At 69.4% G+C, this 13,834-nt stretch carries 13 protein-coding genes; 6 read left to right on the top strand and 7 right to left on the bottom strand.

The annotated features are described in order from the left end of the window. Window positions 1-64 precede the first annotated feature (64 nt). Window positions 65-580 carry a hypothetical protein gene (locus tag OVA13_RS13605; protein WP_267791004.1) on the top strand — a complete coding sequence of 172 codons (516 nt, stop codon included), beginning with the start codon at window positions 65-67 and terminating at the stop codon, window positions 578-580. A 6-nt stretch (window positions 581-586) separates the two neighbouring features. Here the strand turns inward: OVA13_RS13605 and OVA13_RS13600 are convergent, their stop codons facing one another. Continuing rightward, complete coding sequence (locus OVA13_RS13600) at window positions 587-2,578, bottom strand: winged helix-turn-helix domain-containing protein (RefSeq protein WP_267791003.1); 1,992 nt, start codon at window positions 2,576-2,578, stop codon at window positions 587-589. 182 nt (window positions 2,579-2,760) lie between these two features. On the opposite strand from OVA13_RS13600, the gene OVA13_RS13595 reads away from it, so the two are divergent. Both OVA13_RS13595 and OVA13_RS13590 read left to right on the top strand, forming a co-directional pair. Further along, window positions 2,761-3,087 (top strand): hypothetical protein, encoded by a 327-nt coding sequence (locus tag OVA13_RS13595; RefSeq protein WP_267791002.1) that lies wholly within the window; start codon window positions 2,761-2,763, stop codon window positions 3,085-3,087. A 105-nt stretch (window positions 3,088-3,192) separates the two neighbouring features. After that, complete coding sequence (locus OVA13_RS13590; RefSeq protein WP_267791001.1) at window positions 3,193-4,467, top strand: vanadium-dependent haloperoxidase; 1,275 nt, start codon at window positions 3,193-3,195, stop codon at window positions 4,465-4,467. A gap of 43 nt (window positions 4,468-4,510) precedes the next feature. On the opposite strand, the gene OVA13_RS13585 is transcribed toward OVA13_RS13590, so the two are convergent. After that, window positions 4,511-5,323: a TatD family hydrolase gene (locus tag OVA13_RS13585; RefSeq protein WP_267791000.1), complete on the bottom strand. Its 813-nt coding sequence runs from the start codon at window positions 5,321-5,323 to the stop codon at window positions 4,511-4,513. Window positions 5,324-5,474: 151 nt separating this feature from the next. Here OVA13_RS13585 and hrpB point away from each other — a divergent pair, with 151 nt between their 5' ends. Beyond that, on the top strand, window positions 5,475-7,961 hold the full coding sequence (gene hrpB / locus OVA13_RS13580) for an ATP-dependent helicase HrpB (RefSeq protein WP_267790999.1): 2,487 nt from the start codon (window positions 5,475-5,477) through the stop codon (window positions 7,959-7,961). 289 nt (window positions 7,962-8,250) lie between these two features. Beyond that, on the top strand, window positions 8,251-9,264 hold the full coding sequence (locus OVA13_RS13575) for a sulfotransferase family protein (RefSeq protein WP_267790998.1): 1,014 nt from the start codon (window positions 8,251-8,253) through the stop codon (window positions 9,262-9,264). A 15-nt stretch (window positions 9,265-9,279) separates the two neighbouring features. Here OVA13_RS13575 and OVA13_RS13570 read toward each other — a convergent pair whose 3' ends face one another. Continuing rightward, entirely contained in the window at window positions 9,280-9,939 is a 660-nt protein-coding gene (locus OVA13_RS13570) for a Fe2+-dependent dioxygenase (protein ID WP_267790997.1), read from the bottom strand. A 110-nt stretch (window positions 9,940-10,049) separates the two neighbouring features. Between OVA13_RS13570 and OVA13_RS13565 the strand changes: the two genes are divergently transcribed. Then, window positions 10,050-10,439, top strand: coding sequence for a hypothetical protein (locus OVA13_RS13565; RefSeq protein WP_267790996.1), 390 nt, complete (start codon window positions 10,050-10,052; stop codon window positions 10,437-10,439). Between the two features lie 119 nt (window positions 10,440-10,558). Here OVA13_RS13565 and OVA13_RS13560 read toward each other — a convergent pair whose 3' ends face one another. The 4 genes from OVA13_RS13560 to OVA13_RS13545 form a co-directional block, all read right to left on the bottom strand. Further along, complete coding sequence (locus tag OVA13_RS13560; protein ID WP_267790995.1) at window positions 10,559-11,095, bottom strand: pseudouridine synthase; 537 nt, start codon at window positions 11,093-11,095, stop codon at window positions 10,559-10,561. A 95-nt stretch (window positions 11,096-11,190) separates the two neighbouring features. Beyond that, a complete protein-coding gene (locus tag OVA13_RS13555; protein ID WP_267790994.1) occupies window positions 11,191-11,787 on the bottom strand; it encodes a cytochrome b in 597 nt (198 codons plus the stop codon). Continuing rightward, a complete protein-coding gene (locus tag OVA13_RS13550; RefSeq protein ID WP_267790993.1) occupies window positions 11,784-12,884 on the bottom strand; it encodes a catalase family peroxidase in 1,101 nt (366 codons plus the stop codon). Before OVA13_RS13550 ends, OVA13_RS13555 begins: the two co-directional genes overlap by 4 nt. A 45-nt stretch (window positions 12,885-12,929) precedes the next feature. Beyond that, complete coding sequence (locus OVA13_RS13545; protein ID WP_267790992.1) at window positions 12,930-13,790, bottom strand: class I SAM-dependent methyltransferase; 861 nt, start codon at window positions 13,788-13,790, stop codon at window positions 12,930-12,932. Window positions 13,791-13,834: the final 44 nt, after the last annotated feature.

Below are 13,834 nucleotides of genomic sequence, written 5' to 3'. Positions count from 1 at the left end.
GGCTTCACGCGCGGCTTACGCGCCGCGCCGCCATGCTGTGCCGTCCCGAGCACCGAAACGTACGATGAAACACCTGCAGAAGCTCTTCCTCGCCGGCCACCTGGCGATCATCGCGCTGTTCTTCCTGTGCGCCATCGCGCTGATCGTGCTGGCCGCCAGCGAGCTGTGGCATGGCGTTTTGATGGCGGGCGGCGATGCCGGCCTGCGCAACCGCTTCGACAACATCCTGGAGAGCATCGGCATGCTCACCATCGGGCTGGTCGCGCTGGAACTGGCGCAGACCGTGTTCGAAGAAGAAGTGCAGCGCGACGTGAAAGTCAGCGGGCCCACGCGGGTGCGCCGCTACCTGTCGCGCTTCCTGGTGGTCATCGTCATCGCCATGGCCATCGAAACGCTGGTCGCCACTTTCGAACTGATGCACGAAGACGCCACGCAGCTGCCCTACGTCGCCGCGATCGGCGGCTCGGCCGCGCTGCTGCTGGTGGCGTGGGGCGTGTTCGTGCGGCTCAACCGCAGTGCGGAGGAGCTGGAGCCCGAAGCGATGGCGCAGGCGAAGTCGGAAGACCGCAAGGTCGACTAGCCGCGGTCAATCGCAGGACACGACATCGCCACGGGCACGACACTGGGGCGGGAACCCGTGCTTGCGCCAGTACGCCAGGATGCCGTTGTCGCGCAGAAAGGCCTGGAACGCGGGATCGCGCCGAAGGTAGGCCAGGTCCTTCGTCCACAGCAGCAGGTCCCAGGTGGAATAGCCGCGCTGGCGTACCTGGTTGAGGTCGTCGATCAGAGACGCAGCGTTTGCGGGCGCGGTCGGTGCCAGTACGCGCGAGAAGTTGCCCATGCCGGTGGCTTTTTCGTACGCATCGAATTCGGCGATGGCGCGCGGCCATCGGGAAGGATCGATCAAGGCCTCCGACGTGGCGATGTATCCGGGCGCGAGTTGCTTCGCATACGCATCGGGGTGGTTCGATCCGTCGATGTCCACCTTCGCGATCCGCAAGGCGCCTGCGTAGTCCTTGCGCCAGACGGCATTGAACCAGCGCGCATAGGCCGCGTAGGCGGGAAGGGGCTCCAGCAGGCGGTGTGCTTCGTCGTGCCGTCCCTGGGTATCCAGCACGCGTGCCAGCATGAAGCCGCCGTTGCGGCCCAGGGGATCGCGCGCCTGCAGGTCGCGCGCCCCGGCTTCCGCACGATCGAGGTAGCCCAGCCTGGCGAGCGAGAGCGTCATCCCATACGCCATCTCCGCATTGCTGGGGTTCACGCGCAACGCCCGCTCCTGGAGGGACAGGCAGCGCTCCCAGTCGTCGGCGATGCAGGCATTGGCGGCGAGCACGAAGTACGGTTCGGCGAGGGTCGCGTCCAGGCGCTGGGCCAGTGTCGCCTCGCGGATGGCTTCCTCGCGCAGGGTGGCGGCGAGCGTCGGCCGCCGTTGCGCACGAACCTCGAGGGCCAGGGCGAGGCCGGCGTGGGCGCGGGCGTCGTCCGGTCGCTCGCGGAGCAGCACGCGGAATTCCCGCTCCGCACGCTCGGTCGATGTCTCGGGCGGCAGGTCCCGCAGGCTGACCAGCGCGCGGGCGATGTGATAGCGGCGCAGGAATTCGGCATCGCCGCTGCGCGACGGCGCGTCGGTCAGGCCCAGACGCAGCGCCAGCGAGCCGGCGACGGTCTCCGCGATGTCCCGCTGCAGCAGCAGCACCTCGGACGCGTCGCGATCGAAATCCCGCGTCCACAACGTGCCGCCGCCCTGCGCGTCGACCAGGCGCAAGCGCACGCGGAGCGACTGCCCCGCCTGCTGCAGGTTGCCTTCCAGTGCATGGGTGATGCCGAGCCGCTGCACCAGCGTGGCCGGGTCGGCCGAAGCATCGGTGGCCAGCCGGGTGGAATCGCGTGCGATCACCCGCAGGCCTTCCACCTGCGCCAGGCTGCAGATCAGTTCTTCGCCCAGGCCGTCGGCGATGATCCGCACGCTGTCGCCGCTGCCGATGGGCTTCAGCGGCATCACCACCAGGGTAGGTGTCGCCCGTCGGGCCGCCACGGTCGCGGGTGCGGATGGCGATGTCGTGGTGTCGCGCGGCCACCACCCGACGACGGCCGCGACGATACCGGCCAGACCGAGCGCCAGCCAGCGCCACCGGGGCGTCGGGCGGTGCGGGACCGCGACGGCGGTGGTCGCTGGTTCCAGTAACGCCACCGGCAGGCCGTCGTCCGTCGCATCGGGCGGAGACAGCGCGGCGAGCGGTGGTGCCTCCGGTCCGGCGGTGGTGGTGGGCAGATCGAAGCGATAGCCGACGCCATGCACGGTATGCAGCAGGCGGGGATGGTGCGCGTCTTCGGCCAGTGCGTGGCGCAACAGGGTGATGATGCGGTTGAGCACCCCGGGCGTGACATGCCGGTGTCCCCAGACGGCATCCAGGATCTCGTCGCGGGTGAATACGCGGCCCGGCTCGCCCGCCAGCAGTGCGAGTACGGCGAACGCCTTCGGTTCCAGCGGTTGTTCGGCGCCTGCCCGCCACAGACGGCGGCCTGCGAAGTCGATGACGGTGTCTTCGAAGTGGCAGGGTGGGGCGGGCGAGGACATGGCGGCTCACAACCCGGGCTGGTATTCCTTCAACGCAGCGCGGCGACGGCGTCGGCCTAAGGATTTCCCAAGCTTTTCCGCCATGCCCGTGCGGTTTCCTCAGCCGGTCCTCAAGACCGGCCGGGCGAACGCGACGACGCTGGCGACAGGCCCGATCCCCGGCCGTCGTCCAGGAAAACATCATGAACACGCTCGCCCGCATCGCGGTTGCCGCAGGCCTGGCAGGCGCCGGCATGGCACCGGCCATGGGCCAATCCCCGGGCGAACCGGCACCGGCCCGCATCGTCATCGACTGCGCGCGGCCCCGGCTGCCTGCCCAGCATGAAGTCGGCGCACTGCTCGACCAGCACAACCTCGGCCAGGTGTACGCAAGCCGCGCCGCGCTGATGGCCGAAGCAAGACGCGCATGCCGGCGTGGCCCATCCACGGTGCGGCAGGTCGCCTTCGAACCGACACCCGCCCGTCCGTCGCCGGAACAGCGCATGGCCGACAACCGGCGCGAGCGCTGAAGCGCAGCGGCACCAGTATTCCCGCGCGGCCGATCCCCTCCGGTTGCCCGGGTTACCTCCGGCCGCCCTGCTGGCGGCACCCTTCGTTACGCAATGGAGCCCACCATGAACCTGCCTACCTCCACGATGATCGCGCGGGCCCTGCCCCGATCCCCCCGGCTGCGAAGCCGCTTGGCCGGCATGCTGCTGGCGGCGTCGATACCCGGTCTGGCCCAGGCCGATGCCGTCATCGACTGGAACACCATTGCCTGGCAGACCGCCGTGACCGCGGGCGCCCCGCCGCTGCAGACGCGCATCAATGCGATCACCCACCTGGCGATCCATGACGCGCTGAATTCCATCGATCCACGCTACGACACCTATGCACGCCGCCACCCGGCCGCCCCCGGCGCATCACCCGATGCTGCCGTCGCCACCGCCGCCTACATGACGCTGTCGGTGACGGTGCCTGCGCAGGCGGCCGCGCTGGAAACCACCTACGACAACTACCTGGCTGGGTTGTCGTGCCCGCCCGCGCACCCTGACTGCCTCGACGACGGGATCGCCGTAGGCATGCTGGCCGCGCAAGCCATCCTGCAACGGCGTGCCAACGACGGTGCCGCCACGCCACACGCGCCTTACGCCGCACCCGCGCTGCCCGGCGTCTATCAACCCACCCCGCCCAGCTTCACCGCACCCCAGTTCGGCAACTGGGGCAACGTGAAGCCGTTCGCGCTCAACAACGTCACCCAGTTCCGTGCAGGTCCGTCGCCGCTGCTGGTCCGCTCCAGTGGCACCTATCGACGCGACTACCAGGAGGTCCTGGCGGTCGGGAGCGCGGCGGTGCGGGGTGCCCCGCAGAACGTCGAGTCGGCGGAAAGCCGCAGTGCGCGCTACTGGGCAGGCGGAGGCGCCAATGCCAACGCCATCGCCCAGCGCATCGTCAACGGACGCGGCCTGGACCTGTGGCAGCATGCCCGCCTGTTCGCGCTGATGAACATGGCACAGGCGGATGCCTCCTTCGGCGTGTTCAGCAGCAAATACAGATACAACTTCTGGCGGCCGATCACCGCGATCCATGCGGCGGGCGACACCCAGTGGACGTCGTACCTGGTCAATCCACCGTACCCGGACTATGCCAGCGGCCTGTCGGCGCTGACCGGCAGCGCGACGGAAGTGCTGCGCCGGGTATTGGGCACGGACGCCTTGCCGTACACCTACACGGCCGCCGGCATCGAGCGTCATTTCGACACGCTGTCACAGGCCGAATACGAGGCGGCGATGTCGCGCGTATATGCCGGCATCCACTTCCGCACCGCGTGCATGGACGGCCTGAAGCAGGGCAACAAGATCGGCAACTACGTGGTGCGCCACTACCTGCGGCCGCGTCGGGGACGTTGAGCGCGGCATGTCCGCGCACGATGAGGCGCCCGGTCGTGGCGCCTCACGCCAGGGCAGGCAACCGGAAGAACGCGCGCGCCGTCGCGGTGGTGGCGGCGCCCGTTGCGTCGACGTCTTCGCCACGGTCACGCGCCAGCTCGGCCACGATGTGGGCCAGGTACATCGGCTCGTTGCGCCGATGCGAGGGCTGCGGCTTCACGGTGCGTGGCAGCAGGTAGGGGGAGTCGGTTTCGATCATCAGGCGGTTGGCGGGGATCGACGGCACCAGCTCGCGCAGGTGCAGGCCGCGGCGTTCGTCACACAGCCAGCCGGTGATGCCGATGTGCCAGTCCTGGTCCAGGTAGTCGAAGAGTTCCTTCTTCGTCCCGGTGAAGCAGTGCACCACGGCCGGCCCCAGCCTGCCGTCGAAGTTCTTCATCATCGCCATGAAGTCGTCGTGGGCGTCGCGCTGGTGCAGGAAGAGCGGCTTGCCCACGCCATCGACCTCCATGTCGGCCGCGATCTGCAACTGCCGCTCGAAGGCCCTGCGCTGCGCGGGACGCGGCGAGAAGTCGCGGAAGTAATCCAGCCCGCATTCGCCGACCGCCACCACTTCCGGGTGCGCATGCAGCGCGCGCATCTCCGCATCGCACTCGTCGGTGTACTCGGTGGCGTGGTGCGGGTGCACGCCGGCGGTGGCGAACAGCTCGCCCGGGTGCGCCTGCGCCAGGCGCAGGGCCATCGGCGAATGCTCGCGGCTGGCGCCGGTGATGACCTGCTGGACCACGCCGGCTTCACGCGCCCGCTGCAGCACCGCGTTGCGGTCGTGGTCGAAGCTCTCGTGGGTGAGGTTGGCGCCGATGTCGATGAGATCCATGGTGGACATTTTAGTCGTTGGAGGCGGTGAGTTGAGGTCTGTGGGAGCGACGTCAGTCGCGATGAGGCCTCCGCGGCAGTCCATCGCGACTGATGTCGCTCCCACAAATGCCTGCGTGAGTTGCGGCAGGAAGCCGTATCCTTTGCGCCGCATGCCATCGCCCACCTTCCCCATCACCCCGCTGCTGCCGGACATCGTCCGCCGCCTGTCGGACCATCCGCGGCTGGTGCTGGAAGCGCCGCCCGGCGCCGGCAAGACCACGCAGGTGCCGCTGGCGCTGCTGGAACAGCCGTGGCTGGCGGGCAAGAAGATCGTGATGCTGGAGCCGCGCCGCGTGGCCGCGCGTGCGGCCGCTGGCTTCATGGCCAGGCAGCGGGGCGAACCGGTGGGCGAGACCGTCGGCTACCGCATCCGCTTCGAGAACGCGGTGTCCGCACGCACCCGGGTGGAAGTGGTCACCGAAGGCATCCTGACCCGGATGATCCAGGACGATCCGATGCTGGAGGGCGTCGGTGCGATCCTGTTCGACGAATTCCACGAGCGCCACCTTGCCGGCGACCTGGGGCTGGCGCTGGCGCTGGACGTGCAGGCGCAGCTGCGCGAGGACCTGCGGCTGGTGGTGATGTCGGCCACGCTGGACGGCGAGAAGCTGGCGCGTTTCCTCGACGCTCCCCGGTTGAGCAGCGAAGGCCGAGGGTTTGCCGTGCAGGTCGCGCACTTCCCGGCACGGCGCGAGGAATCGCTGGAAGTGCAGGTCCGCCGCGCCGTGGAGCACGCCGTGCAATCGCATCCCGGTGACGTGCTGGTGTTCCTGCCGGGCCAGCGCGAGATCGCACGCGTGCAGGCGATGCTGGCCGAGGTGCTGGCGCACGACATCGTCGTGCTCGCGCTGCACGGCGAGCTTCCGGTCGAGAAGCAATCCGAAGCACTGCAGGCCGATCCGCAGGGCCGGCGGCGCGTGGTGCTGGCCACCAACGTGGCCGAATCCTCGGTGACCCTGCCCGGCGTGCGCGTGGTGGTCGACAGCGGACTGGCGCGCGAGCCCTCGTACGATCCGAACAGCGGCTTCTCGCGACTGGAAGTGGCGAACATCTCGCAAGCGTCCGCCGACCAGCGCGCCGGCCGCGCCGGCCGCGTGGCGGAGGGATGGGCGTACCGGCTGTGGCCGCAGTCGCAACGGCTCGATCCGCAGCGTCGTCCCGAGATAGCGATGGTGGAACTGGCATCGCTGGCGCTGGAATTGGCAGCGTGGGGGAGCGACGCGCTGCGCTTCGTCGATCCGCCGCCGCCCGGTGCGCTGGGCGCGGCGCGTGATCTCCTGCGTCGCCTGGGTGCCCTGACCGCGTCCCATGCCATCACCCCGCTGGGCAGGCGCATGCTGGCGCTGGGCACGCATCCGCGGCTGGCAGCCATGCTGCTGTCGGCCACAGGAAGCGCTGACCGCGCGGTGGCCTGCGACCTGGCCGCCCTGGTGGAGGCGCGCGATCCCCTGCGCATGGGCGGCGACGCCCTGGCCGCGCGCTGGCGTGCGCTGGCCGCGTTCCGTGCCGGGCGCGCGCCGCACGACGCCAATCGCGCCGGCCTGGCTGCCATCGACGCGGCCGCCAAGCAGTGGCGGGGGCGCCTCCGCGAAACCGCCACCGCCCCTTCCACCATCGAAGCGCACCAGCTGGGCGACGTGCTGATGCATGCGTTCCCTGACCGTATCGGCACCCAGCATCCACAGGATGCACGGCGCTACCAGTTGGCGAATGGCCGCACCGCGCGTCTGTTCGACGACAGCGCGCTGTTCGGCGAACCCTGGATCGTGGTCAGCGAACTCCGGCACGAAGCGCGCGATGCGCTGATCCAGCGCGGCGCGCCCGTCGACGAGAAGCGGCTGCGCGCCGAATTCGCCGACCGCTTCGTCACCGAAGACACCGTGCGCTGGGATGCGTTGCGTCGCGCGCTGGTGGCACAGCGCGAGTCGCGCTTCGACCAGATCATCATCGATGCGCGCCCCGCCGGCCGCGTCGATCCGGCGCTCGCCGCCGCGGCGTTGACCGACGCGGTGCGCGAACTGGGACTCGAGGCGCTGCCCTGGCCCGAGTCGCTGCAGCAATGGCGCGAGCGCGTGCGCTGCCTGCGCGACTGGATGCCGGACCTGGAACTGCCGGACCTGTCCGACGATGCGCTGATGGACACGCTGGACGACTGGCTGAAACCCGCCTTCGCCGGCAAGACGCGGCTCGATGCGCTGGATGAGGAAGATCTGTCCAGTGCATTGAAGTCCGGCCTGGACTGGGGACTGCGCCAGCGCATCGACCAGCTCGCGCCGGTGCGCATCGTGGTGCCATCGGGCATGGAGCGCCGCATCGAATACGCGCACGGCCAGCCGCCAGTGCTGGCGGTGAAGCTGCAGGAACTGTTCGGCATGGCGGACACGCCGCGCGTGGCCGACGGGCGCGTGCCGGTGCTGCTGCACCTGCTGTCGCCGGGTGGCAAGCCGCTGCAGGTGACCTCGGACCTGCGCAACTTCTGGAATTCCACCTACGCCGAAGTGAAGAAGGAAATGAAGGGGCGGTATCCGAAGCATCCGTGGCCGGATGATCCCTGGAGCGCCCAGGCAACGCATCGCGCCAAGCCGCGCGGTACCTAGCGGCTCGATACCGCCTGCCGCGGCGGCGGCTCATGCAGTGCGTGGGTGGCCGGTTCCACTCGGCGCGGCCTGACGATCCCTGGAGTGCACAGGCAACGCATCGCGCCAAGCCGCGCGGTACCTAGCGGCTCGATACCGCCTGCCGCGGCGGCGGCTCATGCAGTGCGTGGGTAGCCGGTTCCACTCGGCGCGGCCCGACGATCCCTGGAGTGCCCAAGCCACGCATCGCGCCAAGCCGCGCGGCACCTGGAACGCTTAGACTCGTGCGCTTCCGACATCGCGTGTTGCCATGACTGCTCCCGTCCCGATGCTGCACGATCCTGCCTTCATGCCGTTCCGGCTGGATGCCGTGGGCAGGCGCATGTTGTTCGTGCAGCTGGACCGCACGCAACGCGCGAAGGCGGCCTTCCTGGACGAACGCGTGCTGGCCGGGAACTCGCAGGGCGGCTGGGTGGCGCTGGAGACTTTGCCGCCCTGGACCGAGACGCCGGCCGAATGCCACTTCCTGTTCCACATCGGCCATTGCGGCTCCACCCTGCTCAGCCAGCTGCTGGCCGAACACCCGCAGACACAGGTGCTGCGTGAACCGCTGACGTTGCGCACGCTGGCGGAACACCAGGTCGATGCAGGCCTGCCGCAAGGGCGATTTTCACGGGAAGCGTGGCAGACGCTGCTGCACGATACCGTGGGCAGGCTGGCGCGACCGTTGGCGCCGGACCGGCGCAGCGTCATCAAGGCGACCAGCAGCTGCAACGGGCTGGTGCGGCCATTGCTGGCGGCGTTTCCTGCAGCCCGCGCGATCTTCATGGACATGCCGCTGCGTCCCTATCTGGCCACGCTGCTGAAATCGCCGGACTCCGTGCGCGATGCGGTAACGACGGCGCCCGCGCGCCTGGCATGGCTGCGCGAGCAGGTGGGGGAGGATGCGTCGCTGCATCTGCACCGCCTGACGCTGCCGCAGCAATGCGCGATGGTGTGGCTGGCCGAGCACGCGCGTCGCAAGGCATTGCAGACAAGTGCGGAAGGCGACCGGGTGCTGCACGTGGACTTCGAACGCCTGCTGGAGTCTCCGGAATCGACGCTGGCGGCGGTGGCCGCACACCTCGGCTGGGATACAGCCTGGGTCGCTGCAGCGAAGGCCTCATCCGCGTGGGGACGTTATTCCAAGGCGCAGCAGCATGGCTACAGCGTGGAGGACCGTCGCCATGACCTGGCGCGTTCGTTCGGCCTGCACGAGCAAGCCATCATGGACGCGGAAGCTTTCGTCAGCACGTTGCAGCAGCGGCATCCGTCGCTGGCGTGAGGCGTGCAGCGCAGATCAGGTATCGGCCCACATGCGGAACAGGTTGGTGCGCAGCGATTCCAGCAGCACCAGTTGGCGCGCGTTGCCGGGATCGGCCAACGAGCGTGCTTCCTCGATCTGCGCCAGCAGCTCGCGGCGCGACACGTCCGCCACCCAGCTCTGCAGCCAGGTGATGGCCGCGATGCGGATGCCCTGCGTCACCGGCGCCACCTGGTGCACGGTCGTCGACGGATACAGCAGCGCGTCGCCGGCCTGCAGCTTGTAGCTCAGTTCCTGCGAACCGAGCTGGATGGTCAGCTCGCCGCCCTGGTATTCCGTCGGTGAATTGAGGAAGACCGTGCACGACAGGTCGCTGCGCATCGGCGGCGTGGAAGGGAACAATGCCTCGTCCACGTGCCAGCCGTAGGTCATGCCCGGCTCGTAGCGGACCACGGTGGTGCGCGCCATCTGCCGCGGCTGCCCGAACAGGCGCACATCGGCATGGCGCACCAGCGCATTGCGGGCGATCTCGGCGATGCGGGCATTGGCAGGGTCTTCGAGCGGTGCCTGCAGGTTGCGCTTCACCGCCGAGGCCTGGTTGGTGATGCGGCCATCGGCAAACCGCACCTGCGGGATGAGCTCCCGCACCATGGCCAGCTCGCCCGCGTTGAGGATGTTCGGCAGCACGTGGATCATGCGCCATGATCGCCGTTCAGCTTGCGGTCGGCAACTGGCGCACGGAATGACATCGCGTGAACATCAGCGCGGTGACACTGACCCCGTAGACAACCCCTGGGGTAATGAACATGAGCAAGTTGACCATCATCACCGACCGCGCGATGGAGCTGGCCAGCCAGGCCGGCAGCAGCCTCAAGCACGCGGTGCCGAGCGCCGACAAGCTGCTGCAGACAGGTGCCGCGCTGGGCATAGCGAAGACCGGTGGCAAGGTGGCGCTGGCGTTCGTGCGTCGCAATCCGGCGGTGGCCATTGCCACCGCGGCGGGCGTCGGCCTGCTGGCCTTCGCCGCCTACCGCAAGCGCAAGCGCGATGAAGCGGGCGCACCGATCGAAGGCAAGTCCCGCCGCATCGAAGCGCGCAAGGTCAATGGCAGCGGCACCAAGACCACCGCCAGCAAGCGCGCCGCGCCGCGCAAGCCGCGCAGCACGACGACGAGCAGTTCTTCCGCCGAAAGCTGATCGCTTTGCCGGGGCAACACCGCCCCGGCGTTGTTGTGGGAGCGACGTGGGTCTCGACCGCACTGCATCTCTCTCCTCTGCAGTCGCAACCCGCGTCGCTCCCACGAGACGCAGCCGCGTCAACAGGCGCGCCACTGGCCGGGCGCCAGCCCGTCCAGTCGCACGGCGCCCATCGCGACGCGCACCAGCCGCAGTGTCGGCAACCCCACCGCCGCCGTCATCCGCCGCACCTGGCGGTTGCGGCCCTCGGTGATGACCAGTTCGATCCATGCATCCGGCACGGTCTTGCGGAAGCGCACAGGCGGATCACGCGGCCAGAGCTTGGGCGGCATGTCCAGCAAAGAGACCTGTGCCGGTCGCGTGGGTCCATCGTTCAACAGAACGCCGCCGCTCAACTCTGCAAGCCTGGCCTCGTCCGGCACGCCCTCCACCTGCGCCCAATACGTCTTGGGTTGCTTGTGGCGCGGGTCGGTCAGGCGGTTCGCCAGTGTGCCGTCATCGGTGAGCAGCAGCAGGCCCTCGCTGTCGTAGTCCAGCCTGCCGGCTGCGTAAACGTCGGGCGGCAGCCCGAACTCCGCCAGCGTGCGCCGTGGCGGCACGCTGCGATCGGTGAACTGGCACAACACGTTGAAGGGCTTGTTGAAGGCGATCAGCACGCCGGCGGATCCTGGACAGCGGACGGACCCTGCATTGCACACGGATCGCCACAGGGCGTCCAGCGCGGTGGCGGCATGCCGGACGCCGGCGGGGATCAGTCCTGCGGTGGCACTGTCGGCAGCACCGCGCCGGCGCCCGTGTCATTCGCGTCGCGATGCGGTCGCCCGCTGCGCGCCATGGCATCGAACACGCCGTCGCGCCGTATCCAGGCGTGGTGCAGGGCCGCTGCCAGGTGCACCAGCACCAGCGCGAACAAGGCGTAACCCAGTGTGCCGTGCGCCCCGCGCAGCCAGGCGTACAGCGCGGGATCGTGCGGCACGATGGCCGGCAGATGGAGCGACGCGGTGATGCGCACGGGATAGCCGGCGGCCGACAGCATCGACCAGCCCAGCAATGGCATCACCAGCATCAGCGCATACAGCACCACGTGCGATGCCTTCGCTGCCACCGCCTGTAGACGCGGCAGGTCGGGCGGCAAGGGCGGCGGCGGATGCCGCCAGCGGTGGAACAGCCTGACCAGCGCCAGCAGCAGCAGGGCGATGCCGAGGGGGCGGTGGATATCCAGCAACACCGGCCGCAACGACAGCGAGGCCACCATGCCCACGCCGATGAACAGCATCGCCAGGATCAGCACGGCCATGCTCCAGTGCAGCAGGCGCGCGAATCCGTCGAAGTGCCCATCGCCGTTCATGGCGTGGCCTCACGGTCGTCGCTGGCCGGCGGCGTGGCTGCACGCGCGGTCTCGCGTTCGCGGCGGTTGAACGACACCGCGTACGCGGCGGCCCGCGCCGCCAGGATGGGATCGTTGGACAGCGCGATGCCGTCCGGCACCACCGTGGGATCGTAGTTCACGTCCCGGCAGGCGCCGGAGGCCTGCGCCTGGCTGCGATCCAGCACCAGCGTCCCGGCCACGTGCCGGGGCCGCGATGCCGGCCAGCGCTGCGACGGATCGTCGACCGGATCCCCGGGCGCGGCTTCGGTCACCACCAGGTCCCAACGCAGCGGCCCCTGCGCCAGCCTGGCCTGCAGTTCGCGTTGCAGGTAGTCCGCCTCGGCCTGCTGGCGCGTCGTTTCCGCCACTGGCTGGAACGGCGCCTGCGGTTGCATCGACCAGCGCACGAACCGCGACCGGCCTTGCGCATCGATGAAGCGGAAGCTGTTCACGCCGTTGTATTCGGTATTCGCCCAGCTGCTCGACCAGGGCGCGGACTTCGCCCACGCCTGGAACCGTGCCGCCTCCGGATACTGTGCAAGGAAGGCGGCCATCTTCGCCGGATCGGGCTTGCCGGTGGCCGGGTCGGGTCGCGATGCCAGCAGCTGCGCGTGGAAACCCGCCGGCGTGGCCACCGCGAAGAACGGGAAGCTGTTCATCGCCATCCGCCACTCCTGCCCATCGTCCGTCCGCAGCGACAGCGCCAGACTGCGCACGCGGGCCTGTGCTTCGGGGCCATGGGGATCGGCGCCGCCGATCGAAAGGCGACCCTGCACCGGTGTGCGCGGCTGGCGGAAAACGCGCGCGCGCGACAGCGCCGCGGCCTGCGTGCTCGGCTCGAAGTAGCCGGCCACGCAGACGCCCTTGCTGTGTGCGCGACGGAAGCCGGGATACGGCTTGCCGTTCTCGATGTCGTCCACCAGCCGCGGCGCGGTCAGGCGCATGGTCGGCCCGATCCACCCGGCCACCCAGGCGAAGGCGACGGCAGCCACCGCCACGATCGCGGCGATGCCAAGCAGTGCCGGCCCGTTACGCCGGGAAGGCGAAGGAGGCGCGTCGTCCGGGGGAAGGGTCATCTGCATGCGCCTGCAAGAACGGAAGGACGCCGGCGACGCCTAGCGTCATGGCTTCACGAAGCGCAGCGTCATGCGGTCGCTTTCGCCGATGGCCTGGTACTTGGCGGCTTCGGCGGCATCGTGGCGACCCACCGGCGGCAGCGTCCATACGCCGTTGGGGTGGTCCTTGGTGTCCTTCGGGTTGGCATTGACCTCGCTCTTGCCGGCCAGGCGGAAGCCGGCGGCTTCCGCCATCGCGATCACCTGTGCTTCGCCCACGTAGCCGCTGCCGTCATCCTCTGGCACGTCGGTGGCCGCCCGGTGTTCCACCACGCCCAGCACGCCGCCGGGCTTGAGCACGTTGAAGAAGCCCTTGAACATGCCCGCGGCCTGCTTGTCCTTGCGCCAGTTGTGCACGTTGCGGAAGGTCAGCACCACGTCGGCCGAATTGGCCGCACCGAACACCGGCGCGGTCGGGTCGTACTTCACCACCGTGGCCTTGTCGTACTGCGCGGCGGCGCCGGCGAACTTCTTCGACAGGCCATCCACGCCACGCTGGTAATAGTCGCGGCTGCCGCCTTCGGGCCGGGACATCGGGTCCACCACGGCCGCGATGTATTCGCCGCGCTCGCGCAGGTAGGGCGCCAGCACCTCGGAATACCAGCCGCCGCCGGGGGTGATCTCGATGACGGTCTTGTCGGGCGTCACGCCGAAGAACGTCAGCGTTTCCTTCGGGTGGCGGTAGCGGTCGCGCGCCGCATTCTTCGGGTCGCGCCACGCGCCTTTCAGGACGGCATCCAGCGAAGCGGTATCGGCGGCCGACAGGGTGGCGACGGCGCGATCGGTCTTGGCGGCGGTCTCCGCCAGCAACGGCTGCGAGGCGGCCAGGGCGGTGACGACGGCCAGGCACAGGGAGATACGGGTCATGGGATTGCCTCCAGAAAGGTGGCCGGAGCCTACCACGCAGCCTG

It is taken from the genome of Pseudoxanthomonas sp. SL93 (assembly GCF_026625825.1).
Classification (GTDB): Bacteria; Pseudomonadota; Gammaproteobacteria; order Xanthomonadales; family Xanthomonadaceae; genus Pseudoxanthomonas_A.
Note: the sequence above shows the minus strand (reverse complement) of the source record. Positions and strands in the feature narration are given on the sequence as shown.